This is a genomic window from Krasilnikovia cinnamomea (assembly GCF_004217545.1).
In the GTDB taxonomy this organism is placed as follows: domain Bacteria; phylum Actinomycetota; class Actinomycetes; order Mycobacteriales; family Micromonosporaceae; genus Actinoplanes; species Actinoplanes cinnamomeus.
In genome coordinates this window covers 7,255,564-7,281,936 of sequence record NZ_SHKY01000001.1, presented here as the reverse complement: position 1 = coordinate 7,281,936, position 26,373 = coordinate 7,255,564, and the positions used below count along the sequence as shown (strand labels likewise).

The following is a 26,373-nucleotide window of genomic DNA, read 5'->3' as shown; positions in this document are numbered from 1 at the left end:
GTCAACGAGGAGGTAAGGGCATGGACGACGCGAATCCCATCGGCGCCCTGGTGGCGGCCGCGGGGAGCGGCGACTCCACCGCCTGGGCGTCCCTGGTGTCCCGGTACACCCCGCTGGTGGCATCCGTGATCCGCGATCACCGGCTGCGCGGCAGCGACGCCGAGGACGTGGGCCAGACGGTGTGGCTGCGCCTGGTGGAGAACCTCGGCAAACTGCGGGAACCGCAGGCCCTGCCAATGTGGATCATCACCACCACCCGCAACGAGTGCCTGCGGCTGATCCGCAACAGCAAACGCATGCGCCCCTTCGACCCCACCGACGAACGCGGGGCCGTCGAGGCCACCGACACGGCCCAGCCGGACGAACGGCTCCTGGAATCGGAACGCCATCGCGCCCTGCTGGCGGCGTTCGCCGAGTTGCCCGAACACCAGCGGGAACTGATGCTGCTGCTGGTCGCCGACCCGCCGGTCCCGTACGCGGAGATCAGCCAGCGGCTGGGCATCGCGGTCGGAAGTATCGGTCCCACCCGTGCCCGGGCACTGCAACGGCTGCGGGAGAGCTCCTCCATCGCGCGGTACCGCGACTCAGGGTCGCACGACAAGGAAGGTGGTCGACGTGGCGTCGCAAGCCTGGAACGATGACGAGCTGCTGCTGCAGGATCTCGCGGCGGCGCTGCGGACGGCGCAACCCCTCACCCCGGCGCTCCAACGGGCCGGTGAGGCGGCGTTCGCGTGGCGCACCATCGACGAGGAGCTGGAGCTGGCCAGCCTCGTCTTCGACTCCGTGCTGGAGCCCGAGCTCGCGGCGGTCCGCGGCCCGGACGTGGAGAACTACCGGACCGTGCTGTTCGAGGGCCGGTCGGTCTCCGTCCAGGTGGAACGCAGCGGCGACGTCGTGGTCGGTCAGGTGATGCCGCCGCAGCCCGGCAAGCTCAGCGTCGAGGGCGCCAACGGGCACATGGCCAGCGTGGACGTGGACGAGCTCGGCTGCTTCAGCCTCGACGAGCTGCCCGCCGAGCCGATCAGACTGCGCTGGGAGGCCGACGCCACGCGCCTGGTCACCGGCTGGATGCGCTTCTAGCGGCACTCAGGCCAGCCCGGCAGCGGCACTCAGGCCAGTCCGGCGCCGAGGCAGACGAATCCGGCCGCCGCGGCCAGCGGCAGAATGCCCTGCGCCCGAGTCCGTTCCTGGGCGGACGCGAGGGCCTCGGCGGGCGTCCGGCCCGCCAGCAGTTGCGCGTGATACGCCCGCATCAGCGGCGCCGTCTCGCCGTCGGGCACCGGTACCACCGGCGCCACCAGCGTGGTGGTGCCCTGGCTGAGCAGCGCGGCGGTCAGCCCCAGCACCTCCTCACCGGCGACCACGTGCGAGCGCCCGGTGTCGCAGGCCGCCAGCACCACCTGATGTGGCGGGCTCGGCAGCAGCTCCAGGTCGTACACCGTGTACGGGCCGTCGGCCAGCCGCAGCGCCGAGAACAGCGGATTGTCCGAACGCAGGTGGCCGTGGGCCGCCACATGCACCAGTCCCGCCCCGCTCATCGCGGCCGACACATGGGTCGCGTCGGCCCGCTCCTCGAACAGCCGCACCGATCCGGGGTACAGCTCCGCGACCGCCTCGGCCTCGTCGCGCGCCCCCGGCAGCCCGGGACCGGCGACCACCACCACCCGGGGCGAGGGCGCGGCCCCGGTCCGGCGCGCCGAGCGGTACCACCGCGCCGCCGACGGCGCGACCGTCACCGGCCGCCCCACACACGAGGGCAGGACGGACCAGGGCAGCGACTGCAGCGGCCCGGTCGGCACCACGACCAGCGGACGGTCCCCGATCAGCCGCGCCAGCGGGCGCATGAGGACGCGGTCGAAGCCGTCGCGGACCTTCTCCAGCACGGCGGCGGCCGCCATCGCGCTGACCTTCGGGGTACGCGCGTTGGCCATCCGGTGCAGGGCGAACGGCAGGTGCCGCAGGCCGGCGTGGACCTCGGTGAGCGGGCCGAGCCGGGTGAGCCGGGCCCGGCCGTCGACCACGGTGACCGCGTGCAGCTCGTCGTCGAGTTCGACGTACTCGATCAGCGCCGCCGGGCCCAGCACGGCCGCCAGCTCGTCGATCTCCGGTGGCGAGGCGCCGCCGCCGCAGCCGGACGCCGCCGCCTTGCGGCAGTGGTCGCGGATCCGGCGTTCGGTGGCCACCTGGTGCTGCACCAGGGCGGAGGTGGGGCGTCCCGCCCCGCGGTGCTGGTCGATCTCGGTCATGGTCGCGCGCAGGTCGGCCAGCATCCGGGCCAGCACCGGATCGGCCGGCGGGTGGACCGGGCGCAGCAGCACCGAGACGGCACGGCCCCGCTCGGTCCACTGGTAGACCCCACGGGCGTTGCCGGCGGCCAGACTGATGCTGACCCCGAGGCGGGCCAGCGCGCCGCGATGGGCCGACACGTGCGCGCGCAGCTCCGTGGCCCCCATCGTCGCCTGGTGCTCCTCCAGGATGCGCAGGCCGGCGGAGAGCGCACGCAGCGCACCGTACGGGCGGCCGCCCGCGCGGCGCAGCATCGCCTCGGCCAGCCACGCGCGGGCGCGCACGTCGGCCGGACCGGCCGTGCGGGCCCGGCTGGCCAGGCACAGGTCGCGCTGGGCCAGCCCCGGCTGGCGGCGTTCCAGGGCGAGCCGCCCGGCGATGACCCGGGCTTCCAGCGCGGGCACCTCCCAGCCCGCCGCGGCCAGTTCGTCGGCCGAGCGGCGCGCCTGCCCCGAGGTGACCCGCGCCGGGTCGCGGACCATCCGCGCCTGCAGCCGGGCGTGCCGGGCCAGCGCCAGCCACTGGTGGCGGCCCTGGCGGCGGAATTCGCGGACCGCCCGGTTCGCGGCGTCCTCCGCCGTGCGCAGGTCGCCCTCGACCAGGGCCACCGTGGACAGCAGCAGGCGCGCCTCCGGCAGGTGGATCCGCCGCTGCTTCGAGTACGCGTGCACCGCCGCCTCGGCGGTGGCCCGGGCCTCCTCGACCAGCCGTACGGCCAGCAGCACCTGGGCGCGGTCGACCAGCAGCGAGCCGACCTCCAGGCCGAGCCCGCGGTAGCGGTGTTCGGCGCGTTCGAAGAACTCCAGGGCCGCGGGCACCTCACCCTTGCTGGCCTTCAGGCAGCCGAGGTTCTGTTCCACGTACGCGCGGGGCAGTTCCAGGCCGTGCCGCTCGCACAGGCGCAGCGCGGTGAGCAGATCCGTCTCGGCGGCGGCGAACGCGCGCCGTTCGAGGTGCAGCAGGCTGCGGTTGCTCAGCGCCCGGGTCTCCCACTGGGCGTCGCCGAAGCGGCGCAGCAGCGGCAGCGCGGGGCGTACCGCTTCGAGGGCCTCGTCGACGCGGCCCATCTCCTGCAGGATGGCGGAGCGCTGCACCATCGCCCGGGCGGCGGAGACTCCGCTGAGCTCCCGCAGCGCGCCGTCGATCTCCCGGAACGCGTGCAGGGCGCGCCCGCGCAGGGCCAGCGCCGAGGCCAGGCTCATCCGGGCCTCGCCGGCCAGTTGCGCCGATCCGGCGCGCTGGGCGGCGGAGAGGGAGCCGCGCAGCTGGGTCATGGCCTCGTCGAGGTCGCGCAGCTGGATGGCGGCGACCCCGTGGGCGCGCCGGGCCACGCTCAGGTCGGCCCAGTCGCCGGTGTGCAGGGCGGCGCGTTCGGCCTCCATCGCCAGCCGGCGGGCGTGGCCGGGCTGCACCGTGGCGAGCCGCATCGCCTCGGCCGAGGGCGCCTCCGCCCGGCTGAGGAGTGCAGGTGCTGCGGTCATCGGGCCATCACCGTCCCGCGGAAGCGTTGGGTGAAGGATACGCGCCAGGATCTGTCACAAACAGTACTTATCATGCCAGGTCGCCCATCAGTCAGTAGCCTGGACCGTGCGCCCGAGCGCCCGTGTACTGAGGGGTTGATGACGTTGACGCAACAACGGCTGGATGAGGTCATAGTGGCTCTGCCGCACCTGGACACGGTGCTGAGAGCGTTCGACGTCGCCCGCAAATGGGATGACCGGCCGGGCGACTCGCGGCCGCTCTACACCGACCCGGAGGGCGCGGACCGCAGCACGGCACTCGGGCTGGCCCGCGTCGCCGTCACGGACATGAACGGCCTCGCCACCGCCCTGGAGGGGTGGGCCGACAGCGAGGGCGCGGGCCCCGTGTTCAACGGTTTCCCCCGCCCCGGCGCGGACGCCGACCCCCTCGACCGGGTGCTGTGGAGTCTGCGCGCCGGGTTCGGCGCCCAGTACTGCAACTGGACCCCGACGGTCGGCAAGAACCGCGTGGTCGGCTGGGTGCCCGGCAAGCAGAACCCCGACGGCGGGGACGGCGGCGTCGGCGGCGTCGGCGAGGTCTCGCACGGCGGCGGCAAGCCACCCCAGGCCCTGCGGACCGTCCCCGCCTGGGCCAACGACCTGCCCGTACGGCGGCCGACCGGGGTGCAGGTCGGCGTCGTCGACACCAGCATGGTGGCCCACGACAGCCTCAGCGGGTTCTGGGTCGGCCCGGCCGAGATCCGCCGCCCCGTGCACGCCGAGCAGGGCCACGCCACCTTCATCGCCGGCCTGCTGCGCCGCTACGCGCCGGGCGTGACGCTGCAGATGCGCCCGGTCCTCGACGCCGACGCCGCCGCCACCGTGTGGGACGCGGCGCTGGCCATCGTCGAGGCCGGCCAGGCCGGGATCGACGTGCTCAACCTGTCGTTCGTCTGCTACACCGCCGACGCGCACGCCCCGATGGTGCTCACCGCCGCTCTGGAGCGGCTCGACCCGGACACGGTCGTGGTGGCCGCCGCCGGCAACCACGGCTACCTGCCCGACGGCAACCGGCGCAAGGCGGCCTGGCCCGCCGCGTCGCCCGACGTCGTCGCGGTCGGCGCCCTCAGCGCCCGCAACGACGGGCAGCCGGCCAGTTTCTCCCCGGACGGCCCGTGGATCGACGTGCTGGCCCCGGGGGAGAACCTGGAGAGCACGTTCATGGACGGCACCGTGCAGGTGTGGGAGGACCCCGACGGCCCCGGCCCGGCCAAGCCGGAGCGGCGGCCCGAGACGTTCAACGGGTACGCGGTGTGGAGCGGGACGTCCTTCTCCTCCGCCCTGGTCAGCGCCGCGATCGCCGAGCGGACCGTGCCCGGGCGGGTGCCCGCCCGCAAGGCGTGGGAGGACCTGCTGGACGGGGCCCGGAACGCGGCCACGGGGGCACCCGTACCCCTGACGCTCCCGCGGGACTGACCGCGGGATTCGAGACCGGCACGACAGAAGGGTACGCAAGGGGTGGAAGCGGCCGAGGGTGGAAAGATCTTCCGGGAAGCCTGGATCGAGGGGGTCCAGAACTACTTCCAAGGTGAGCCGAGAACCTCCGACATCGCGCCGTGGGAGGAACTGCAGGAGTGGGAGCAGGTCAGCGCCGCGTCGGTCTTCGCGGCGATCCGGGAGTTCGTCCTCGCCAGCGGGGGAGGCACCGCGAAGCTCAGCCGCGCCCAGCGGGGCCGGTTCGTGGCGCTGTGCTGGATCGCGCAGGTCCACCGGCATTTCGCGGCGCCCCGGCCGAGCTACCTCGCCGACTGGGACGAGTTGCCGGCCTGGCAGCAGCAGACCGACGCCGACATATTCGACCTGATCGAACAGGAGGTGCTGGCGTCGGCGTGACAGGTGCGGCGAACGACGTACCAGGCATACCCCGGCTGATCGTCTGATACTCGCCGCTGGTTGGGGGTAAGGATAGGGATTTCTACGGATGTGCGGGCCCGGGCCACGGGCGCACGCTGTAACCGTCAACCCATCAACCATCGGAACACTTTCCCGAGGAACGTGATCACGATGAGTCTCACCGACCAGGCCGCCGCCCTCTTCGCCAGCGGACTTCAGCCGTCCGAGCACCCGGGTCACGCCGGGGTGGCCGCCGCGATCCGCGCCAGCCTGCTCACCAACGGCGGAGCGCCCGGCTGTGCGGCAGTCGTGGCCGTCGAGTACGGCGAGCACCCCGAGATCGCCGCCGCGCGGATGCGGTGGGCGCTGCGGACCGTCACCGCCGAGCGGGTCGCCCTGGCCGCCTGACCGGCGTCACGCCCGGATCCCGGGCGCGACCGGCTCAGGCGACCAGCAGCGCGGTGCTGAACGGCTCCCTGCGTGCCCGCAGGTCGGCGTACGCGGCCACCACGAGCGGGGTCACCACGACCCCCGCGACCAACGATCCCAGCTGGCTGAGCACCGTCGAGGTCACCGACCCCGCGATCAGCGCGCCGGTGCCCGCCACCGTTCCCGGGGACCCCAGCATCGCCGCCACCGCGCTCAGCGCGACGAAGGGCAGAGCGACGCCGAAGCTGAGCACGACGGCGGTGGCGATCCGGCCGACGGCGACGCCGATGTCGGTGTGGAAGAGGCGGAAGCACCGGCCGATGCCCTCACCCGGCTCGAACAGCACCACCATCGGAAGCAGGACGAACACCGCCCCGACGTACAGGATCGGCACGAAGCAGGCCAGCAGCGCCGCGAGGCAGATCAGGCCGGCCACCAACGACCATCCGATCAGCGCGGGTACGCGCGGCAGCACGCCGCGCAGCGCGGTACCCACCCGGGGCACGCCGCCGGTGGCCACGATGACCGCCAGCCGTGCCGTCACCAGCGTGCCCACGGACGTGACCAGATACGACGCCAGCAGCCCCAGCGTCGAGACGCCCATCGGGATGAACAAGCTGGCGAAGCTCTGCTCGTCGAAGCGGGCCGGGTCGTCGATGACCCGGGCCGTCGCCAGGTCGGCGAAGAGCTGGGCCGGGATCAGCAGCACCAGCGCCGCGACGGCGACGATGGCCTGGCACAGCAGCAGGGGCCGCCAGCCGCGCCGGACGACCGCGAAGCCGCGCTGCCACCAGCCCGCGTAGCTGTCGCTGACCAGCGGGTCCGCCGGGTCGAACCAGGGCTGGCCGTACGGCAGGCCGTGGCCCGCGGCGGCCCGCGCCGGATCCCAGCCGACGCCGGGGAAGCTGGGCAGCCCCCCGAACGGCTGCTGCGCGGCGGCCGGCGGTTGCGGCGGCTCGTCCGGGCGCTCGTGGGGCGGGCCGGACTCCGGCGGCTGGGACATGGCGGTTCACTCCGGTTGATCGTGGGGCGCCGGGCAAAGATAGTCGGATCGGCAGCCGCCGGATTCGCCGGAACGGCCCCAGCCGGTCGCCGGGCAGGCGCCCCGTCCTGGCCGAACAGCGCCGGGCGCGGCAAGTGGCGCCGGCCGCGCCGGTCGAGGTCAGGGGCCGGCGGGCGCGGCGTCGGCCGGAACCGGCGGTGTGGCCAGCGCGTCGGGATGGGGCGGGGCGGTGGTCCGGTGCTGCCGGGCGAACCACGACCAGTACGGCTTCTTCCGGCACGCCTTCTCGGTCTTGCAGACGGACGCGTCGTGCGGCGCGTACGCGAAGAACACCGCCCGCTTGGCCCGCGCGGCGATCGGGGACAGGTTCGCGGGCTCGGCCGAGATGGGATAGCCCCGGTAGCCGTACAGCCGGTGGGCGGTGGCGTAGGAGAGGTGCGCGGTGTACGTCACGTACCCGGCGGAGATGTGGTCGCCGTGGTCCCCGCGCCCGTAGCGGGCGGAGTAGTCGAGGGTCCGGACCACGTCCGGGCGCCAGGTGCGCATCGCGGCGCCCACGGTCTCCACCAGCCCGTCCCTGGTGTACGCGGTGCCGGAGTCGATGCTGTGGACGGCCGGGATGGTGCCCTTCCAGAGCTTGGCGATGGTCTCCCAGTCGTGGTTGGCGTACCCGTGGCCGTCGGGCAGGCGCAGGAACAGCAGGGAGATCTTGCGCCCGACGAGCGCGACCCGGGTGATGCGGTGCCCGGCCAGCGTGACCGGCCGGTGGATCCACCGGTTGGGCACCCCGGCCATCGTGGCGTACGCGGCCATCGCGCCTGCCTCCCGGCCGCGCCAGTAGGCGACCGAACGCCCGGCGTCGCCGGCGGTCAGGAACAGGGTGACGATGCACCGTCCGGCCCTGATGTCGGTCCGCAGGTCCGGGTTGACGAACAGGATGTCGTCGTCCTGGTGGGCGACCACCTGCATCGAGGTGGCGGGGCACACGCCGCGGGGCGTGGACGCGGCCCGGGTGACCGGCGCGGCGGGTGCCGGGGCGGGCGCGGCGCTGACCGGTGCCGCCGGGTCCACGCCGGGGGCGGCGGTGGCGGGCCCGCCCGCGAGCGTCGCCGACACCCCGAGCACGCCGACGACCAGCAGGGACAGCTGGGCGCGCACGGCGCGACGGACCGCCCCGGCGCGGTAGCGAGACATCACAGTGGACTCCTGACCAGGGGTGGGGTGCTCAGTAGGTGACCCATCGGGTGACGCGCCGGGTCCTGGTCGCGTACGTCGCGGCGACGTGCACCCGGACCGTCCTGGTGACGTAGGTGCCGTCGGCCCTCTTCACCCGCCTGGTCCGGTACGCGTAGTGGGCGGGCACCGCGACGACGCGGTGCTTCCCGACCACGGAGCGGCGGACCTGCCAGACGCGCGTCGTCCGGGTCACGCCGTGCACTGTGGAGCGCACCGGGCGCAGGTGGGTCCAGGCGCAGCCGACCCGGTTGCCCTTCCCGCCCGGCAGAACCCTCAGCACACATCGGTACGCCCGGGTGGCCCGGTACGGGTTGGTCCCTTCCGGCCAGCCCGGCGCGGCCATGCCGTACACCGCGCGCAGCGCCCGGTACCAGTTGAAGGCCATCTTGGCGTAGCCGAAGTCGTGCGGGTGCACGCTGTCGCGCAGGTCGATGCCGCCGATGGAGGACTGGTCCACAAGGTGCACCCGCGCACCCTTGCCCGCCACCACGCGCGGGACGGCGGCGTTGAAGGCGGCGATGCGCGTCCGGTAGCCGGCGAGTCTCGCGGACGGGATTCTGGCGACGAAGATCTCTGCGGACGGGCGGGCGGCCCGGATCTGGTCGATCAGGGCCGACAGGCGCGCCGGTGCCCCGGCCACGTCGACCTTGCGCACCATGTCGTTGGTGCCGATCTGCAGCAGCACGACGTCCGGCCGCTGGGTGGCCAGCCATCGGTCGGCCTGGGCGGCGATCTGCTGGATGGTCCAGCCGGGGTGGCCTTCGTTGTCGCGGTCCGCGCCGCGGCCGGAGGCCTGGGAGCCGACGAAGTCCACGCTCAGGCCCGCGGCGGTCAGGCGCCGCCGCAGATCCTCCCGGTACGAGTCCACGGTCAGCGATCCGACCCCGTAGGTGATGGAGTCCCCCAACGGCATGATCCGCAGCGGCGCCGCCGCGACCTCGCCCGGCTGAGTGCCGTCGCTCGAACTCGGCGTCACCGCCGCCGAGGCGGCCGGGACCGCCCCGGCACCGGTCGCCAGGCACACGGCCAGCGCCCCGGCCACCGCGACCCGCCGCAGCGGCGATCGTCGGGCCATGACCATCCGTTCTGTCTCGTCCGGGTCGGGGCGACGCCGCCGCGCCGGGCGGACCCATTTCCTCCGTCACGATCGGCAGCGGGACGGCCGTGCCAAGCAGCCACCCGTCCCCGCGGGTTGCCGCCCGGGTGCCGTCCGGGTTGCCCCGCCGCCCGAACCGGACAGGTGTAGCGTTCGGCGGCGTGACGCCCCCCGTGCCCGGTGCGCTGCACCACATCGAGTTGTGGGTGCCCAACCTGGAACGCGCGGTCGCCAGCTGGGGCTGGCTGCTGTCGGCGCTGGGGTACACGGCGTTCCAGGACTGGCCTGCCGGGCGCAGCTGGCGACTCGGGGACACCTACCTGGTCCTCGAGCGGTCACCCGACCTGACGCCCGGTGGCCACGAGCGCCGCCGGGCCGGGCTCAACCATCTGGCGTTCCACGTCGAGGACGCCCGCCGCGTCGAGGCGCTGGTGGCGGAGTCGGCCGGGCACGGCTGGCGGCTGCTGTTCCCCGACCGCCACCCGTACGCGGGCGGCGAGCGGCACTACGCCGCCTATCTGGAGGACGCGGACGGCTTCGAGGTCGAGCTCGTGGCCATCGCCGGATGAGTTCGCGGGCCGTGCGGTCTCCCCACCACGCGCGATGCCATGATCGGGTCATGACGCTGCCCCTGACCCCGGACGAGCTGCTCACCACCACCCGCACGGTGCGCAAGCGGCTGGACCTGTCCCGCCCCGTGCCGCTGGAGCTGATCCGCGCATGCGTGGAGATCGCCCTGCAGGCGCCGTCCGGCTCCAACGAGCAGTCCTGGCACTTCATGGTCGTCACCGACGCGGACAAGCGCGCCGCCGTGGGGGAGATCTACCGCCAGCAGGTCGCCCGCTACGCCGACTCGAGCCGCTTCGCGGGCCGGATGTTCGCCGACCGGCCCGAGCGCTCCGCGGTGCAGCAGCGCGTCGGCGACAGCGTGCTGTGGCTGGGCGAGCACATGGGCCGGGTGCCCGTGCTCGTCATCCCCTGCCTGCGTACGGGCAAGCCGGTGCCGCAGGGCAACCAGGCCGGGTTGTGGGGGTCGCTGCTGCCGGCCGCCTGGAGCTACTGCCTGGCCGCCCGGGCGCGGGGGCTGGCCACCGCGTGGACGACGCTGCACCTCGGGCAGGAGGCCGAGGTGGCGCGGATCCTGGGCATCCCCGACGGCGTGCACCAGGGTGCGCTGCTGCCGACCGCGTACTTCACCGGGACGACGTTCCGGCCCGCCAGGCGCGAGCCCGTCGAGTCGGTGTGGCACGAGAACACCTGGTGATCAGGGCACTCGCGCGCGCGGGATCCGGGTGGGCGGGCTGCCGCGTTGCGCGGCGGCCACCGCCGGGTCGAACCCGAACGGCAGCTCCAGCCGGTGCCGGTGCAGCAGCTCCGGGTCGGTCAGCACGTCCTCGGTCGGCGCGTCGGCGGCGATCCGGCCGCCGTCGAGGATGACGGAGCGCTCGCACAGCTGCAGGGCGTACGGCAGGTCGTGGGTCACCATGAGGATGGTGATCGGCAGGCCTTCGAGGATCTCGGCGAGTTCCCGGCGGCTGGCCGGGTCCAGATTGGACGACGGTTCGTCGAGGACCAGCACGTCGGGCCGCATGGCCAGCACGGTGGCCACCGCGACCCGGCGGCGCTGCCCGAACGACAGGTGATGCGGGGCCCGGTCGCGGTAGTCGGCCATGCCCACCGCCGTCAGCGCCCGCGCGACGCGGTCGTCCAGTTCCGCGCCCCGGAGGCCCAGGTTGATCGGCCCGAACGCGACGTCCTCGGCGACCGTGGGCATGAACAGCTGATCGTCGGGGTCCTGGAAGACGATGCCGACCCGGCGCCGGATGTCGGCGAGCCGGGCCCGGTCCGCGGGGTCCACGGGCAGCCCGGTGACCGTGACCGTGCCCGCCCCGCCGTGCAGGATGCCGTTGAGGTGCAGCACGAGGGTGGTCTTGCCGGCTCCGTTGGGGCCGAGCAGGGCGACCCGCTCGCCCTGCCGCACGGTGAGGTCGACGCCGCGCAGGGCGACGCTGCCGTCGGGATAGGCGAAGTGCAGGCCGTCGATGCGCAGCGAGGGCGTCATGACAGCACCGCCGTCACGGCGATGCCGGTGGACGCGGCCGGAAGCAGCGCGGCGGCGATCCAGTGGGCCCGGGGTGCCCGGTCGTCGCCGGGGCGGGGCAGCCGGCCGGTGTAGCCACGGGACACCATGGCGAGGTACACCCGCTCGCCGCGCTCGTACGCCCGCAGGAACAGCGAGCCCACTCCGACCGCGAACGCCCTGACCTGCCAGAGGAAGCGCGGATCGTAGCCGCGCGACAGCCGGGCGATCCGCATCCGGCGGGCGTCCTCGGTGAGCACGTCCAGGTAGCGCAGCATGAACGTGGCGATCAGGGTGAACACGTCGGGGCAGCGCAACCGGTCCAGGCCGAGGATCAGGTCGCGCATCGTGGTGGTCGCGGCCAGCAGCAGCGAGGCCAGGACGCCGAGGGTGCCCTTGGCGACGATGTTCCACGCCCCGTACAGCCCGTCGACGGACAGCGACATCCCCAGCCAGTCGACGCGTTCCCCGTGCCCGGCGAACGGCAGGGCGACCGCCAGCAGCACGAACGGCAGCTCGATCGTCGAGCGTTTCAGCAGCCACGGCGCGGGAACCCGGGCCGCCGCGGCGACCAGAGCCAGCAGGACGGCGTACCCGGCGAACGCGGCGAACTCCGTCCGGGGGGTCAGCACCACGACGATGGTGAACGTCAGCACCGCCACGATCTTGGTCTCGGCCGCCAGCCGGTGCACCGGGCTGTCCCGGGGCAGGTGCAGCGGGTGGGCGTGGCCCGCACCCATCAGGCCTCCTGCCGGCGCCGCCGGGCCATCCAGAACAGGCCGCCACCGGCGGCGAAGGTGATCAGCACCCCGGCCACCCCGGACAGCCCGGTGGACAGGTACGCGTTGTCGATGCCCCGGATGCCGTAGTCGGCCAGCGGGCTGCCGGCCATCTGGTGGTCCTGTTCCTGCTGGGCCATGCAGGTGCCGCCGGTGATCTCGTCGTCGGCGTTGACGGTGCAGCCCTCGCGGGCGGTGGCGTCGAGGCCGTCGGGGCTGCCGGAGGCGAAGTTGCTGACCACTCCGGCGAGCAGCAGGGCGACCAGCAGGCCGCCGGCGAGGAACCAGCCGAGTCGCTTGCTCACGGGGTGGCCGCCTTCCGGGAGGGTGCTTCGGGTTGGGTGACCGGCGCGGCGGGGGTGCGGAAGCGGCGCAGGGCGTACACCAGGTCGGGCCGGATCCGGGCGACCGTGGCCACCGTGGTGGCGGCGATGAGGCCCTCGCCGATGCCGATGAGGATGTGGACGCCGGCCAGGGTGCCGGAGACCGCGGGCAGCGACAGTTGGGTGGTGCCGCCGAGCGCGTATTCGAGGACGAAGCCCTGGGAGGTGGCCACGACGCTGACGACGGAGGCGATCAGCGCGGTGGCGGCGAGCCCGCCCGGGGTCTTCGGCAGCACCTTCAGCAGCCCCACCACCAGCAGGTATCCGGCGGCCGTACCGATCAGCGCCATGTTGGTGATGTTCAGCCCGAGGGCGGTCAGCCCGCCGTCGGCGAACAGCAGGCACTGCACGATGAGTACGGTCGACACGCACAGCGCGCCCACCCACGGCCCGACCAGGATCACCGCGAGGGTGCCGCCCAGCAGGTGCCCGGAGACGCCCGGCAGGACCTGGAAGTTGAGCATCTGCACCGCGAAGATGAACGCCGCGACGAGCCCGGCCATCGGCGCGAGCCGCTCGTCCAGGTCGGCCCGCGAGCGCCGGACGCAGAACGCGAGAGCCGCCACCGCGAACACCGCGAAGGCGCCGGACACGGGGCCGTCGACGATCCCGTTGGCGATGTGCATCGCCCGCACGTCCATGCTGCCTCCCGGGCAGATCGGGGTGGAGAAGCCTCCGACTGGCCTCAGCATATTAGGCGATCTTCGCTGTTGCAAAAGCTTGGCAATTAGCGGCGAGGCGCCGTGAACTCACACTCTGCGTGAGGGCTCAGTGAGGTTTGCGTAACGTGTTGGACATCACCACGGTCGGGCCGTGAAATCGCGGCGTCCTAGCTTTCCGGGTACCCCGGTTACTGGCTGAGAGGACGTCCTGCATGTTGAGAGTTCTCGGTCGATCGTGGACCGTTGCCATGGCATTGACCGTCACCGCTGTCCTCGCAGGTTGCGCGGATGATCCGGTGGCGAGCGGAGCGAATTCGAATACGATCAAGGTCGGCATTCTGCACTCACTCAGCGGCACGATGGCCATCAGTGAGGTCACCGTCCGCGACGCCGAACTGCTGGCCATCGAGGAGATCAACAACTCGGGCGGCGTCCTGGGCAAGAAGATCGAACCCGTCGTCGAGGACGGCGCCTCCGACTGGCCCACCTTCGCCGAGAAGGCGCAGAAGCTCATCTCTCAGGACAAGGTCGCCACGGTCTTCGGCGGCTGGACGTCGGCCAGCCGCAAGGCGATGCTGCCGGTCTTCGAACGCAACAAGGCGCTGCTGTGGTATCCGGTGCAGTACGAGGGCCTGGAGAGCTCGCCATACATCTTCTACACCGGGGCGACCACCAACCAGCAGATCGTGCCCGCCCTCGACTACCTCAAGCAGCAGGGCAAGAAGCGGGTCTTCCTGGTCGGCAGCGACTACGTCTTCCCGCGCACCGCCAACAAGATCATCAAAGCGTACGCGGCCGCGAACGGCATGCAGATCCTCGGCGAGGAGTACACCCCGCTCGGGCACACCGAATACTCCACCGTGGTCAACAAGCTCCAGCAGGCCAAGCCGGACGCGGTGTTCAACACCCTCAACGGCGACAGCAACGTGGCCTTCTTCAAGCAACTGCGCAGCGCCGGGATCACCGCCGCCACCATGCCCACCGTCTCGGTCAGCGTGGCCGAGGAGGAGGTCGTCGGCATCGGCCCCGACAACGTCGCCGGTCACCTCGTCGCGTGGAACTACTACCAGACCACCGCCGGCCCGGCCAACGACAAGTTCGTCAAGGCGTTCAAGGCCAAGTACGGCGCCACGAAGGTCACCTCCGACCCGATGGAGGCCGGCTACAACGCGGTGTACCTGTGGGCCGAGGCCGTCAAGAAGGCGGGCAAGACCGATGTCGAGGCGGTCAAGAAGGCCGCGGGCGGCATCGTCATCGACGCACCCGAGGGCAAGGTCACCGTGGACGGCGAGAACCAGCACGTCTACAAGACCGCCCGCATCGGCCTGATCCAGCCCGACGGGCAGATCAAGGAGGTGTGGAACTCCGGCCAACCGATCAAGCCGGACCCGTACCTCAAGGGCTACAGCTGGGCCACGGGACTGTCCTGACGGCGGAAGGCGTCCGACCATGGCGGTGCTCAACCAACTGGTCATCGGCGCGAGCATGGCGGCGGTGCTGCTGCTCGTCGCGCTCGGCCTGACCTTCACCTTCGGCCAGATGGGCGTGATCAACATGGCCCACGGCGAGTTCATCATGGCGGGCGCCTACACCACGTACCTGGTGCAACCGGTGGCCGGGACGCTCGCCGTCCCGGCCGCCCTCGTGGTGGCGTTCGTGGTGGCCGGGCTCATGGGGCTGCTGCTGGAACGGCTGGCGATCCGCCGCTTCTACGGCCGCCCGCTGGACACCCTGCTGCTCACGTTCGGGGTCAGCCTGATCCTGCAGCAGCTCGCCCGCGACATCTTCGGCGCACCGAACGTCCAGGTCACCGCGCCGGGCTGGCTCACCGGCGGGGTCGACCTCGCCGGCGTACGCCTGCCGTACAACCGGATCTTCATCCTGCTGGTGGCGGTCGGCTGCGTGGTGGCCATCGGCCTCTACCTGACCCGCACCGGGCACGGCAGCCGGATGCGGGCCGTCATGCAGAACCGCCAGCTCGCCGCGGTCAGCGGGGTGGCCACCGGACGGGTCGACCAGACGACCTTCTTCCTCGGCTCCGGGCTGGCCGGGGTCGCCGGGGTGGCCCTGACCCTGATCGGCCCGGTCGGGCCCAACCTGGGCACCTACTACATCGTGGACGCCTTCCTCATCGTCGTCGCGGGCGGGCTGGGCCAGCTGCGCGGCGCCGTGCTGGCCGCGCTCGCCCTGGGCATCCTCAACAGCTACGTCGAGTTCTGGACCGACGCGAGCCTCGCCAAGGTGGTGGTGTTCATGGTCATCGTCGCGTTCCTGCAGGTACGACCCCAGGGCCTGTTCGTGCTGCGTACCAGGGCGCTGTCATGAGGGCACGCTGGTCCGCGCCCGCCGCGTACGCGGTCACGGCGATCCTGCTCCTCGGCGTCGCCCCGCTGGTGCTGACCCCGTTCCGTCTGGACCTGCTGGGCAAGTACCTCTGCTACGCGATCGTCGCGGTCGGCATCTACCTGGCCTGGGGCGGTGGCGGCATGCTGACCCTCGGGCAGGGGGTGTTCTTCGGCCTCGGCGGCTACGCCATGGGCATGCACCTCAAACTCGTCGAGGCCGGCGCGGGCAACCTGCCCGACTTCATGGTGTGGAGCGGGGTGGAACGGCTGCCCGCGCTGTGGGCGCCGTTCCGCAACCCCGCCTTCGCCCTGGCCATGGTGGTGGTGCTGCCCACCGCCGTGGCCGCCCTGCTGGGCCTGCTGGTGTTCCGGCAACGGGTGCGGGGCGCGTACTTCGCGGTGCTGTCGCAGGCCCTGGCCGCCGCGTTCGTCATCCTGCTGGTCGGCCAGCAGGGTCTGACCGGCGGCACCAACGGCCTCACCAACGTGCAGTACTTCTTCGGCCTCGACCTCTACGACCCGGCCCAGAAACGCATCGTGTACGCCATCGTGGCCCTCACCCTGCTGGCGGCCATCGCCCTGGCCTGGCAGCTGTCGCGCAGCCGGTTCGGGCGGCTGCTGGTCGCCATCCGCGACGGCGAGGACCGGGTCCGTTTCCTCGGCTACGACCCGGCGATCGTCAAGACCGCCACGTTCGCGGCCTCCGCCGCGCTGGCCGGGATCGCGGGTGCCCTGTTCGTGCCCATGGTGGGCATCCTCAGTCCGGCGGACCTCGGCGTCGTGCCGTCCCTGGAGATGGTGGTGGCAGTGGCCATCGGCGGCCGGTTCTCGCTGGCCGGCGCGGTCGGCGGCGCGATCCTCTACAACTACGCCAGCACCACCCTGTCCGAGCAGTTCCCGTCCGGCTGGTTCTACCTGCTGGGAGCGATGTTCGTCGCGGTCATGATGTGGGCGCCGCGCGGCCTGGCCGGGCTGCTCGCGGACGCCGCAGCGGCGCTGCGGCGCCGCTCGGCCGCCACGGTGCCACGCGCGAAACCGGACGCGGTTGCGGTGCCGGTCGGCGCGGGGGAGGGATCATGAGCGGAGATCTCACGGTACGCGGACTCACGGTCGACTTCGACGGCTTCCGCGCGCTGTCCGATCTGGACTTCACCGTACGGGCGGGGGAGCTGCGCTTCCTCATCGGCCCGAACGGCGCGGGCAAGACGACCCTGGTCGACGTCATCACCGGGCGCACGAAACCCGCCGGGGGATCGGTGCGCTTCGACGACCACGAGCTCGTCGGCCGCCGGGAACACCGGATCGTGCGGCTGGGCGTCGGCCGTACCTTCCAGACCTCGGTGGTGTTCGAGCAGCTCACCGTACTGGAGAATCTGGATCTGGCGGCGAGTTTCCGCCGCCGCACCGCCGGGCTGCTGCGCCGCCGGCGCGGGGTCGCGGCCGGCGTCGCCGCCGCGCTGGAGACGACCGGCCTGGCCGCCCTCGCCGACCGGCCCGCCGGGGTGCTCTCCCACGGCCAGCGGCAGTGGCTGGAGATCGGCATGCTGCTCACCCAGCGCCCGCGCCTGCTGCTGCTGGACGAGCCGGTGGCCGGGATGAGCCGGGTCGAGCGGGACCGCACCGGCGAACTGCTGCGCGAGATCGCCCGCGAGCACACCGTGGTGGTCGTGGAGCACGACATGGAGTTCCTGCGCCGCTTCGCCAGCACGGTGACGGTGCTGCACGAGGGCCGGCTGCTGTGCGAGGGCGATGTGGCCACCGTGCGCGCCGACCCGAAGGTCCAGGAGGTCTACCTGGGCCGCTCGGGTGAGGAGGTGGCCGCGTAGATGCTGGCCGTCGAGGATCTGGACGTGGCTTACGGCCGGGCGCAGGTGCTGTTCGGGGTGTCGGTGCGGGCCCGGCCGGGCGCGCTGGTGTGCGTCATGGGCCGCAACGGGGTCGGCAAGACCACCCTGCTCAAGGCGATCATGGGGGTGCTACCGGCCCGCGCCGGCCGCGTGCTGTTCGACGGCGAGGACGTCACCCGCCTGCCCACCCACGAGCGGGTCCGCCGGGGGCTGGGCTACGTGCCGCAGGGCCACGAGACGTTCCCGCAGCTCACCGTACGGGAGAACCTGTTCGTCACGCCGTGGGCCACGCGGGCGGCGGTCGACGAGGCACTCGACCTGTTCCCGGCGCTGCGCCCGCTGCTGCGCCGCCGCGCGGGGTTCCTCTCCGGCGGCCAGCAGCAGCAGCTCGCGATCGCGCGGGCGCTGGTCTGCCGCCCGAAGCTGCTGCTGCTGGACGAGCCGACCGAGGGCATCCAGCCGTCGATCATCCGGGAGATCGAGCAGGCGGTGCACCGGCTGCACACCGAGGCGGGGCTGGCGATCCTGCTGGTCGAGCAGTACCTGGACCTGGCGCTGCGGCTGGCGGACCAGTACGTGATCCTCGACGCGGGGGAGGTGGTCCGCGCGGGCGACCGCGACGACCTGGCCGACCCCACGGTGCACCACCTGCTGGCCGTCTGACCGGAGTTCCTGAGGCTGTCGTACCCGCTCCGCATCAGGCCATGGACCGGAAGATCGACCTGATTCCCGTTCCGGTCACCGGTGCCGACCGGGCCAGGCAGTTCTACGAGAAGTCGGATTCCACGCCGACCACGACGATGCGGCACCGGCTGCCGAGCCGGTACCGCATCGTCGTGTGCTTGTGTGCCGGGCGCCGAGTGTCAGCTGGCGGTGGCGCAGATGGCGTAGGCGGTCACGGTGGCGCTGCCGGTGCCGGACTTCGTGACGGTCCACGTCGTCGCCGACGACGGGTAGCTGGCGCCGAGCGCCGAACTGCCCGAGATGTCGCCGCCGCCGCCGATGACCTTCTTGCCGGCGGGGCACGTCGCGACCGCGGTGTTGGTACCCGAGTTCGAGACCGTGACGATGCCGCTCACCCCGTTGGCGCCGGCCGGGCCGGTGGCGCCGGTGTCACCCTTGGGGCCGGTCGCCCCGGTGTCACCCGCCGGACCAGCGGGACCAGCGGGACCAGCCGGGCCAGCGGGACCAGCCGGGCCGGCCGGGCCGGTGTCGCCCTTCTCGCCCTGCGGTCCTTCAGGACCGGCGGGGCCAGCGGGACCGGCCGGGCCGACTTCGCCCTGCGGTCCCATCGGGCCCTCGGGTCCCATCGGGCCCTGCGGTCCGACCGCACCCTGCGCCCCTACGAGGGAGGCCAGGAAGTCTTCCACGGTGCCCTCGGCGTTGCCGTCCAGCGAACGCCACACCTCGTACGCCGAGGCGCCGGTCGCGCCGGTGTCACCCTTCCCGCCGGCCTCGCCGCGCTCACCCACCAGCGAGATGAGGAAGTCCTCGACCGTCCCGGTGTGCGTCTCGGCCCACAGCTCGTACGCGGACTTGCCGTCGAATCCCTGGGCGCCCTGCGGGCCGACCAGCGACGCGAGGAAGTCTTCGACGCTGCCGGTGTGCGTCTGAGCCCACAGCTCGTACGCGGACAATCCGGCGGCCCCGTCACTGCCGGCGGCGCCCGCCGGACCCTGCGGCCCCATCGGCCCCATCGGGCCGGCCGCGCCAGTGGCGCCGATCGCGCCCGTGGCGCCCGTGGCTCCGGTGGCCCCGATAGCGCCCGTGGCCCCGATAGCGCCCGTGGCGCCCGTCGCGCCGGTCAGCCCCTGCGGGCCGCGAGCTCCGGTCGGTCCCACCTTGTTCCAGGAGATCAGGGTCTCCGCCGACGTGCAGCGCTTCCCGCCGGCAAAGTTGATCATCCGCATGGCGCCGGTCTTCTTGTTGCTGCAGGCGTAGATCAATTTCGTCGCGGAAGCCTGCGCGCTCGCGGCTGCGGCGGCACCGCCGCCCGCGGCCAGCAGGAGCACGGAAGCCGATGCGGCGATGGCGATGCGCTTCTTCGGGAGATTCATCAGCGGGGGGCCTTCCTGGCGGGGGCGGGTGGCTCGGGTGAAATCACGCTACGTGATGATATGTCCGGCTCGGAAGCTCTGCGTAGTTGAAATGGCCGTTCGGCCGGGGGTGACCTCGCCAACGGGGCCGCCCGAAGAGTGGCTTCCAGGGACAAAGCACGTGTCTCCCGATCTCATGGTGGATCGGCGAATACCCACAGTGATGGCTCTTGTGTGCATGGAGTGAGGAACGGGGTCGTGCAGCGGTCGACCTGGGCGCCCCTGTCCCGCTGGGCCGGCCACTCGCGGTGAAGCCCGGTGGCCTCCCGCCCGCCGTGCGGGCGAACGGCCGTCCCAGGCACTGTGGTCACAGTGGTTGACCGGTTGCACCAAAGCCGGGATCTGGCCGGAGGCCCGTGGTTCGCGGACGGATAGTGGGAAGGACCAGGGGCCACCGGAAGGAGGGGTTGTCGTGACCGACACGTTGCAGATGCCGCTGGTGCACGAATGCACGGTGACCGGCTGCGGGTACAACCACGGCGGATGCCACGCCTTCGCGATCACCATCGGCCGCGAGAACGCGAACTGTGCCACCTTCATCGACACCGCGGCCAAGGGTGGCCTGGACAAGGTGATCGCCCAGGTCGGTGCCTGCATGCGGACCGACTGCCGGCACAATTCCGAGCTGGAGTGCCGCGCGCCGTCCATCCGCGTCGGGCCCGGCCAGGACCAGGCCGACTGCCAGACGTACGAGCCGCGGTGAGGCCGACGGCCGTTTACCCGTAGGAACGTGAAGCGCCGCCACGGCGGGGGTGCCGTGGGCGGCGCTTCTGTTCGTCCTCACGCGGGTTGCCCGCGATGGCCTGCGTGCCCTATGGCGGATGCTCACGCGCCGCGCGCTGGTGTGGTGTCGGGGGTCGTCGTGGGGCATCGGCCGCCGTTGCCGCCAGCACCGGGCCGACCACGACCAGCCCGAACAGCATCAGCTGCGGCGGCGTCAGCAGCTGCGCGACGCCGGACAACAGGACGATCAGGACGGACAGCGACAGTACGCCGACCCGCCACCACCGCTGGGTGAGCGAGCCGCGGGTGCGCGGCCGTTCCCCGTCCTTCATCAAGCCCCCAGGTGCGGTGGCTTTGACGCTCGGGTGGAGACGGATCAGCGGATCGGCAGTTCGGCGGGATCGGAGCTGCCCGTGGTGGCCGAGGTGTCCGTGCCGGTGTCCGCGATGCTCAGCGGCAGCAGGATGCGGAAGGTGCTGCCGACGCCAGGTTGGGTGGCGAGGGTGATGGTGCCGCCGGCCTCGGTGACGATGCCGTAGACGGCGGCGAGGCCGAGCCCGAGGCCGATGCCGCGTTCCTTGGTCTTGGTGGTGAAGAAGGGCTCGAAGGCGTGGTCGGCGATGTCGGGGGGCATGCCGGTGCCGGTGTCGGTGATGTTGAGGCGGGCGTGGGGATGAGGGCTGTCCTCGATGGTGGTGGTGCCGCTTTCGATGATGATCATTCCGCCGTCGGGCATGGCGTCGCGGGCGTTGATGGCGAGGTTGAGTAGTGCTTGTTCGAGGCGGGCGCGGTCGGCGCGGATGGGTAGGGGTTGGGGGTGGAGGTGGGTGATGAGTTCGATGTTGGCGCCGATGGTGCGGTCGAGCAGGGTGCGGGTTTCGGTGATGACGGTGTTGAGGTCGATGGTTTCGGCAGTGGTGGGTTGTTTGCGGGCGAAGACGAGGAGTTGGCGGGTGAGGTCGCGGGCGCGTTCGGCGCTGGCTTTGGCGCGGGTGAGGTCGTGGTGGGTGTCGGGGTCGGTGGTTTGTTCGAGGGCGAATTCGAGGTAGTTGAGGTTGATGGCGAGCAGGTTGTTGAAGTCGTGGGCGATGCCGCCGGCGAGCTGGCCGAGGCTTTCGAGGCGTTCGGCGCGGGCGGAGCGTTCGAGGATCTGTTCGCGTTGATCCTGGGCGCGTTTGAGGGTGGTGATGTCCCGGTCGATCGCGGCCATGCCGACCACGGTCCCGTGCCGGTCCCGGATCGGCGAGACGCTGGTCGACACATCGAGGTAGGTGCCGTCGCGGCATAGCCGCCGGGTCTGGAAATGCGAGATGCGACCTCCCTGCCTGATGTCTTCCATGATCTGGGGGAAGATGGCTGCCCGCTCGGGCGAAAGATAGCCGTGGACCGGCTTTCCGATCATCTCCGTGGCGGCGTAGCCGTACATCCGCTCGGCGCTGGGGTTCCAGGAGACGATGATCCCGCTCATGTCCATGGCGATGATGGCGTCCTCGGAGGATTCGATGATCGTGGCGAGCGTGGACTCGTACGCCGCTCCCTGGTTGGCGCGGCGTTCCAGGACGTGCTGGCTGTAGGCGACGGCCACGCTGAGCACCGTCATGCCGACGATCACCCAGAGGCGTACCTGCTGGTAGGTAGTGCCGCCGAGGCCCTCCCAGGAGGAGGTGGCCCAGGCCGTCACCCAGGCGAACGCGCCGACGGCGGCCACCGCCCACGGGCGGGCCGAGGCCGCCGCCAGCACCGGACCGGCCGCGATCACCAGCCCGAACGCGGTCAGTTCGCGGGGCGTGGCGAGGTCCACCAGGCTGGCCATGATGATGATCAGTACGGAGAACGACACCACCCCGACCCGCCACCAGCCATGGGTGAGCGAGCCGTGTTCCCGCCGCCAACTCTCGTACCGCATGCAGCCCCCCGGGCCCAGCGCCGACCTCCCGGAATCTCCGACACGGCATTGGCGCGGACGCCGAGCCGTCCGGCTTGCTCCCCGGCCAGCCCGTTCGCCCAGCAGACCTGATCTGCTCAGGATGGCACGCGGGGCCCGGTAGCCCGGCGAACTTGCCAATTCCGGGCGGCCGGGCCTCGTCACGGTCGATATGGCGGGCCGTCGAGAAGCCGCGGCGCTGGGATCCGGCTCTCCCGGCCGCCCAGTCATCTCCCCGGGATGAGGGCGGCAGCCCCGCCCGGGCGCCACAGTGATCCCAGGCCGTGCGGGCCGCCCTCGGCCGGTCCCTTGGCGCCCGTGTGGTGCCTGGCCGTTCCGAGAATCGGAGGTAGGAAATGGCTGTCGACACGTTCCTCGCCTATGTCGGGGTGTACTCGAGCGTTGACGACGCGGAGGCGGACTACGACTTCGTGAAGGACCTGCACCGCAAGGTCGGCCTCATCGACGCCTACGACGCCGCGGTGGTCGAACGGCGGACCGACGGCAAGACCAGGATCGTCAAGCGGCACGAGACCCCCACCCGGGTCGGCGGTGTCCTCGGCGGCGGCGTCGGGCTGGCGACCGGCCTGGTGGTGGCGCTGTTCCCGTTCGCCGCGATCGGCGGCGGCCTGCTGGCCGCGACCACCGGCGGCGGGGCGGTGCTCGGCGCCGTCGCCGGACACGCCGCGGCCGGAATGAGCCGGCACGACCTCAAGGAGCTCGGCGAGCATCTCGACGCCGGCCAGGCCGGTCTCGTGGTGGTCGCGGTGTCCGACATGGGCGCCAAGGTGCAGGAGGCGATGCGCCGCGCGCAGAAGGTCGAGGCCAAGCAGCTCAAGGCGGACACCGCGGAGATCGAGCAGGACGCGAAGGCCGCCGACGGCGCGTCGGCCTGACGCGCGGCCGGTGACGTGCAGGAGCCGCGCATGCGATCCCCCCGCGACCGCCGCCGGGCGGCCACCGCCGGCACCCTGATCGGGTTCCTCATCGCGACGACGCTCGGCCTGGGCGCCTGCGGCGACGGTGAACCGGCGATCCGGCCGTCGGACCGTACCTCGCCACGGGCCACGGAGTCACCGGCCGAGGGCGACGCCGAGGGTGTACCCACCTCGCCCGGGCGGACGACCCGCAGCGAAGCCGCCCAGCCGACCCGGTCGCGCCAGTCCGAGCCGACCACGGCGAGCGCCGAGGCCACGACCCGCCCCACGACAGCCGGTACGCCGTCGCCGACCACCAGGACCCCCACGACCGCGACGACCACCCGGACGACGACGGCCGCTACGACCACCCCGCCGCCCGAGACGACCGCACCGGCCGAGGTCACCCCACCGGCCGAGACCACGCCGCCGAGCACGCCCCCGCCGACGCCCACCGTGGGGCAGTCGCCGGCCGCGGCCGCCGGATCGTCGACCGGGCCGGTGTTCTGGCTGGTGCTGATCGCGCTGGTCACGGCGGCCATCGTCGGCGGTGTCCTGGTGTACCGGGCCCGGCGGACCTCGGCCTGGGACACCGAGGCCCGGGCGTTGGAGGCCGAGACCAGCGGCGTCACCGACATGCGGCTGCCGTCGGTGCTGGCGACCACGGAGGTCGGGCCGCGCGGGCTGGCGTGGCCGCCGGTGCGGGCGAGCCTCGTCGATCTCGCCGTCGGGTGGAACCGCCTGGCCGAGCAGGCACCCGGCCAGCCGCGCCGGGACTGGTCGGCGCGGCTCGGCGGGCTGCTCCAGGAGTTGATCTCGGCCCTGGACGCGGAGAATGAGGCCCTGGCCGGCGGGGGCGACTGGACGCTGTTGCGTCCTCGGGTGGATCGGGCGGAGCAGGCGCTGCGCGCCGTGCTCCAGCAGTCACCGGAGGCGCACCCGCCGGGCACGCCCCCACCGAACGGGCCCCCACCGGAGTGGCCCCCGCCGAGCGCGCCGCCGACCGCACCGGGGCCGCCGCCCCGCTGACATCATCCGCCCCACATGAATTCGCCGGGTCGTCTCGTCCGGGGACACTCCGGACGAGACGACCCGCCGTGCTCACCGAGCGTGGCGGATCGTTGCCTCGTCCCCTGGCCTCGCGCGGGCCGCCGCGGGCCCGTATCCTGCGGCTCGCGCAATCTTGGGGAGGAAGCATGTACGAGCAGCAGCCAGGTGCCGGGCAGCCCGGAACGTACCCGCCGGCCGGGCCGCCGCAGGGTGGCGGCGCGGGCGGCGCGATCGCCGTGACGCTGAAGTACCACCCGATCGGGTTCCTGCTCGGGCTCTTCAAGCCGCCGGTGCACCTCAACGGCCACGAGGTCGCCACGGGCTGGGGCCGGCACGTGATCCCCGTACAGCCGGGGCAGCACCACCTCCACATCCACGTGCCGTACCTGCTGCCGAGCCGGATCGGCAACGCGGACCTCGCCGTGCCCGTGCAGCCCGGCCAGACCGTCGAGCTCGAGTACCGGGCGCCGATGGTCGCGTTCATGAACGGTGCCCTGGGGGCGCCGCCGCAGAAGTACCCCGGCATGGCGGTGACGATCGTCCTGCTCGTGATCGCGTTGATCATTCTGCTCTGCGTCTGCGGTGGCTTCATCGCCGCGGCGACGAGCGGATCCGGCTCCTCCTCGATGGGGCTGCCCACGCTCGACGCGGCCCGGACGGTGGCAACCGGGTTGCTCTGCTGACTCCGGGGTATCTGGCTCTCAGGTTCGCCGCTGCCACGCCGTTGGTGGGGTCAGGTGGGGTCGAACGCCCCGCCTGACCTGCTGATGACGTGCGGGACGCCACCGGGCGCTCCGGCCCGCGATCCCTCGAGGAGGTGCCCGATGTCGGCTCGTAACACCCCGCGGACCCCGCGGCAGACCGGCACCGGCGCGACCGCGGTGCGCGCGCTGCACGACGCCGCCGCCCTGCTGCTCACTGGCCACGAGGGCATCCGCACCGAGGTCTTCCACCCCGAGTCCGGCGTCGCGGTGATCCTGCCGTCGGGCTACCGGTGGCACGTGCACCTGCCGCACACCGGCGCCATCGACATCGCCACCTACCACGCCGTGCTGTGCGGCCCGGACGCGGCCGCCGTGCCCGCCGCGCCGCTGATCACCCTGGCCAACGTCGAGGACCTGGTCAGCCTCGTGACCGCCTCGCACGCGGGGCCGGTCGCGAAACTGATCGACATCGACCTGCTGGCCCGGCTGGAGATCGACCTGTTCGACCCCGACACCCTGCTCGACGAGGGCGTCTGAACCACGGCGGGCCTCAGGGTGTGGCACCCCGCAGGGACTGCCGCATCCGGCGCAGATCCGCGCCCGGGGAGATGGTCCGGACCGGGTCGGGAATCTCGCCGCGCCGGCGCCACTCCCGCGGGTAGCCCAGCGACACCTCCTCGTAGCGCACTCCGTCGTAGAAGGTGGTGCGGGGGATGTGCAGGTGCCCGTAGACGACCGTGACCGCGCCGAACCGCTGGTGCCAGTCCCGGGTCCGGGTGGTGCCGCACCACTGGGCGAATTCCGGATACCACAGGATGTCGGTCGGCTCCCGGACCAGGGGATAGTGGTTGACCAGCACCTTCGGTAGGTCCTCGGGCGCCTCGGCGAGCCGGCGTTCGGTCTGCGCGATCCGGGCGGCGCACCACGCCTCCCGAGTCGGATAGGGGTCGGGGTGCAGCAGGATCTCGTCCGTGCACACCACCCCGGCGTCGTGCGCCAGGCGCAGCGAGTGTTCCTGCGAGGTGGCACCCGGGGCGCGGAACGAGTAGTCGTACAGCGTGAACAGCGGGGCGATGACCGCGGCGCCGTCGTCGTCCTCCCAGACCGGGTACGGGTCCTCCGGCGTGGCGACGCCCAGCTCCCGGCACAGCTCGACGAGCAGGCGGTAGCGGGCCACGCCCCGGGCCTGCACCGGATCCTGCCGCGGTGTCCACAGCTCGTGGTTGCCCGGCACCCAGATCACCTTGGCGAAGCGGGCGCTGAGCAGGCGCAACGCCCACTCGATGTCGGCGAAGGTCTCGGCGACGTCGCCCGCGACGATCAGCCAGTCGTCCGCGTTGCCGGGGCGCAGCTCCTGAACGAAGGCGCGGTTCTCCGCGTACGCGATGTGCAGGTCGCTGACGGCGCGCAGCCGGGCGGGCGCGGTCACGATGGCCGGGCGATCGGCGGATTCACCCACC

The 26,373-nt window shown here is 72.6% G+C and carries 28 protein-coding genes and 1 pseudogene; 17 read left to right on the top strand and 12 right to left on the bottom strand.

Features of this window, described 5'->3' with window-relative positions:
• Positions 1-20: 20 nt before the first annotated feature.
• Complete coding sequence (locus EV385_RS32120) at positions 21-641, top strand: RNA polymerase sigma factor (RefSeq protein ID WP_130512850.1); 621 nt, start codon at positions 21-23, stop codon at positions 639-641.
• Positions 616-1,080 carry a hypothetical protein gene (locus EV385_RS32115; RefSeq protein WP_130512849.1) on the top strand — a complete coding sequence of 155 codons (465 nt, stop codon included), beginning with the start codon at positions 616-618 and terminating at the stop codon, positions 1,078-1,080. Before EV385_RS32120 ends, EV385_RS32115 begins: the two co-directional genes overlap by 26 nt.
• A gap of 29 nt (positions 1,081-1,109) precedes the next feature.
• Here EV385_RS32115 and EV385_RS32110 read toward each other — a convergent pair whose 3' ends face one another.
• A complete protein-coding gene (locus EV385_RS32110) occupies positions 1,110-3,767 on the bottom strand; it encodes a CHAT domain-containing protein (RefSeq protein WP_130512848.1) in 2,658 nt (885 codons plus the stop codon).
• Between the two features lie 174 nt (positions 3,768-3,941).
• Between EV385_RS32110 and EV385_RS34155 the strand changes: the two genes are divergently transcribed.
• The 3 genes from EV385_RS34155 (at position 3,942) to EV385_RS32095 (ending at position 6,047) form a co-directional block, all read left to right on the top strand.
• Entirely contained in the window at positions 3,942-5,222 is a 1,281-nt protein-coding gene (locus tag EV385_RS34155; RefSeq protein ID WP_165449679.1) for a S8 family peptidase, read from the top strand.
• 42 nt (positions 5,223-5,264) lie between these two features.
• Positions 5,265-5,639, top strand: coding sequence for a hypothetical protein (locus EV385_RS32100; protein ID WP_130512847.1), 375 nt, complete (start codon positions 5,265-5,267; stop codon positions 5,637-5,639).
• 171 nt (positions 5,640-5,810) lie between these two features.
• Entirely contained in the window at positions 5,811-6,047 is a 237-nt protein-coding gene (locus EV385_RS32095; RefSeq protein WP_130512846.1) for a hypothetical protein, read from the top strand.
• A gap of 34 nt (positions 6,048-6,081) precedes the next feature.
• Here EV385_RS32095 and EV385_RS32090 read toward each other — a convergent pair whose 3' ends face one another.
• The 3 genes from EV385_RS32090 to EV385_RS32080 form a co-directional block, all read right to left on the bottom strand.
• Positions 6,082-7,071, bottom strand: coding sequence for a hypothetical protein (locus EV385_RS32090; RefSeq protein WP_130512845.1), 990 nt, complete (start codon positions 7,069-7,071; stop codon positions 6,082-6,084).
• 159 nt (positions 7,072-7,230) lie between these two features.
• Positions 7,231-8,265 carry a PIG-L family deacetylase gene (locus tag EV385_RS32085; RefSeq protein ID WP_130512844.1) on the bottom strand — a complete coding sequence of 345 codons (1,035 nt, stop codon included), beginning with the start codon at positions 8,263-8,265 and terminating at the stop codon, positions 7,231-7,233.
• 31 nt (positions 8,266-8,296) lie between these two features.
• A complete protein-coding gene (locus EV385_RS32080; protein WP_130512843.1) occupies positions 8,297-9,382 on the bottom strand; it encodes an SGNH/GDSL hydrolase family protein in 1,086 nt (361 codons plus the stop codon).
• Positions 9,383-9,564: 182 nt separating this feature from the next.
• Here EV385_RS32080 and EV385_RS32075 point away from each other — a divergent pair, with 182 nt between their 5' ends.
• A complete protein-coding gene (locus tag EV385_RS32075; RefSeq protein ID WP_207230029.1) occupies positions 9,565-9,972 on the top strand; it encodes a VOC family protein in 408 nt (135 codons plus the stop codon).
• Between the two features lie 50 nt (positions 9,973-10,022).
• The gene (locus EV385_RS32070) at positions 10,023-10,667 is read left to right on the top strand and encodes a nitroreductase family protein (RefSeq protein ID WP_130512842.1); all 645 of its coding nucleotides are present in this window, start codon (positions 10,023-10,025) and stop codon (positions 10,665-10,667) included.
• Here EV385_RS32070 and EV385_RS32065 read toward each other — a convergent pair whose 3' ends face one another.
• The 4 genes and pseudogenes from EV385_RS32065 to EV385_RS32050 form a co-directional block, all read right to left on the bottom strand.
• On the bottom strand, positions 10,668-11,465 hold the full coding sequence (locus EV385_RS32065; RefSeq protein ID WP_130512841.1) for an energy-coupling factor ABC transporter ATP-binding protein: 798 nt from the start codon (positions 11,463-11,465) through the stop codon (positions 10,668-10,670).
• Positions 11,462-12,175: a cobalt ECF transporter T component CbiQ gene (cbiQ, locus tag EV385_RS32060; RefSeq protein ID WP_423203143.1), complete on the bottom strand. Its 714-nt coding sequence runs from the start codon at positions 12,173-12,175 to the stop codon at positions 11,462-11,464. Before cbiQ ends, EV385_RS32065 begins: the two co-directional genes overlap by 4 nt.
• 3 nt (positions 12,176-12,178) lie before the next feature.
• Positions 12,179-12,567 (bottom strand): annotated as a pseudogene (locus EV385_RS32055) (PDGLE domain-containing protein); the annotation flags it as partial.
• Positions 12,564-13,286, bottom strand: coding sequence for an energy-coupling factor ABC transporter permease (locus EV385_RS32050; protein WP_130512838.1), 723 nt, complete (start codon positions 13,284-13,286; stop codon positions 12,564-12,566). The gene EV385_RS32050 and the pseudogene EV385_RS32055, both read right to left, overlap by 4 nt.
• Before the next feature lie 233 nt (positions 13,287-13,519).
• Here EV385_RS32050 and urtA point away from each other — a divergent pair, with 233 nt between their 5' ends.
• From urtA to urtE, 5 genes are read left to right on the top strand one after another with little or no spacing between them, the layout of a single operon-like run.
• Entirely contained in the window at positions 13,520-14,737 is a 1,218-nt protein-coding gene (gene urtA / locus EV385_RS32045) for an urea ABC transporter substrate-binding protein (RefSeq protein ID WP_130512837.1), read from the top strand.
• Between the two features lie 19 nt (positions 14,738-14,756).
• Positions 14,757-15,632, top strand: coding sequence for an urea ABC transporter permease subunit UrtB (gene urtB / locus EV385_RS32040; protein ID WP_130512836.1), 876 nt, complete (start codon positions 14,757-14,759; stop codon positions 15,630-15,632).
• Positions 15,629-16,732: an urea ABC transporter permease subunit UrtC gene (gene urtC, locus EV385_RS32035; RefSeq protein WP_130512835.1), complete on the top strand. Its 1,104-nt coding sequence runs from the start codon at positions 15,629-15,631 to the stop codon at positions 16,730-16,732. The genes urtB and urtC overlap by 4 nt, the downstream gene beginning before the upstream one ends.
• Positions 16,729-17,478: an urea ABC transporter ATP-binding protein UrtD gene (urtD, locus tag EV385_RS32030; protein ID WP_130512834.1), complete on the top strand. Its 750-nt coding sequence runs from the start codon at positions 16,729-16,731 to the stop codon at positions 17,476-17,478. The genes urtC and urtD overlap by 4 nt, the downstream gene beginning before the upstream one ends.
• Positions 17,479-18,162, top strand: coding sequence for an urea ABC transporter ATP-binding subunit UrtE (gene urtE, locus EV385_RS32025; RefSeq protein ID WP_130512833.1), 684 nt, complete (start codon positions 17,479-17,481; stop codon positions 18,160-18,162).
• A gap of 200 nt (positions 18,163-18,362) precedes the next feature.
• On the opposite strand, the gene EV385_RS32020 is transcribed toward urtE, so the two are convergent.
• Positions 18,363-19,556, bottom strand: coding sequence for a collagen-like domain-containing protein (locus tag EV385_RS32020; protein WP_130512832.1), 1,194 nt, complete (start codon positions 19,554-19,556; stop codon positions 18,363-18,365).
• Between the two features lie 451 nt (positions 19,557-20,007).
• On the opposite strand from EV385_RS32020, the gene EV385_RS32015 reads away from it, so the two are divergent.
• Positions 20,008-20,298, top strand: a complete 291-nt coding sequence (locus tag EV385_RS32015) for a DUF1540 domain-containing protein (protein ID WP_207230028.1) — start codon at positions 20,008-20,010, stop codon at positions 20,296-20,298.
• A 109-nt stretch (positions 20,299-20,407) separates the two neighbouring features.
• On the opposite strand, the gene EV385_RS32010 is transcribed toward EV385_RS32015, so the two are convergent.
• Both EV385_RS32010 and EV385_RS32005 read right to left on the bottom strand, forming a co-directional pair.
• Entirely contained in the window at positions 20,408-20,650 is a 243-nt protein-coding gene (locus tag EV385_RS32010) for a hypothetical protein (RefSeq protein ID WP_130512831.1), read from the bottom strand.
• A gap of 44 nt (positions 20,651-20,694) precedes the next feature.
• Positions 20,695-22,224 carry a two-component system sensor histidine kinase NtrB gene (locus EV385_RS32005; RefSeq protein ID WP_165449678.1) on the bottom strand — a complete coding sequence of 510 codons (1,530 nt, stop codon included), beginning with the start codon at positions 22,222-22,224 and terminating at the stop codon, positions 20,695-20,697.
• 374 nt (positions 22,225-22,598) lie between these two features.
• Between EV385_RS32005 and EV385_RS32000 the strand changes: the two genes are divergently transcribed.
• The 4 genes from EV385_RS32000 (at position 22,599) to EV385_RS31985 (ending at position 25,450) form a co-directional block, all read left to right on the top strand.
• Positions 22,599-23,138 (top strand): DUF1269 domain-containing protein, encoded by a 540-nt coding sequence (locus EV385_RS32000; protein ID WP_130512829.1) that lies wholly within the window; start codon positions 22,599-22,601, stop codon positions 23,136-23,138.
• 30 nt (positions 23,139-23,168) lie between these two features.
• A complete protein-coding gene (locus EV385_RS31995) occupies positions 23,169-24,188 on the top strand; it encodes a hypothetical protein (RefSeq protein WP_130512828.1) in 1,020 nt (339 codons plus the stop codon).
• Between the two features lie 167 nt (positions 24,189-24,355).
• On the top strand, positions 24,356-24,892 hold the full coding sequence (locus tag EV385_RS31990; protein WP_130512827.1) for a hypothetical protein: 537 nt from the start codon (positions 24,356-24,358) through the stop codon (positions 24,890-24,892).
• Positions 24,893-25,033: 141 nt separating this feature from the next.
• A complete protein-coding gene (locus EV385_RS31985) occupies positions 25,034-25,450 on the top strand; it encodes a hypothetical protein (protein WP_130512826.1) in 417 nt (138 codons plus the stop codon).
• Between the two features lie 13 nt (positions 25,451-25,463).
• On the opposite strand, the gene EV385_RS31980 is transcribed toward EV385_RS31985, so the two are convergent.
• A complete protein-coding gene (locus EV385_RS31980; protein WP_242625193.1) occupies positions 25,464-26,372 on the bottom strand; it encodes a metallophosphoesterase family protein in 909 nt (302 codons plus the stop codon).
• Position 26,373 lies beyond the last annotated feature (1 nt).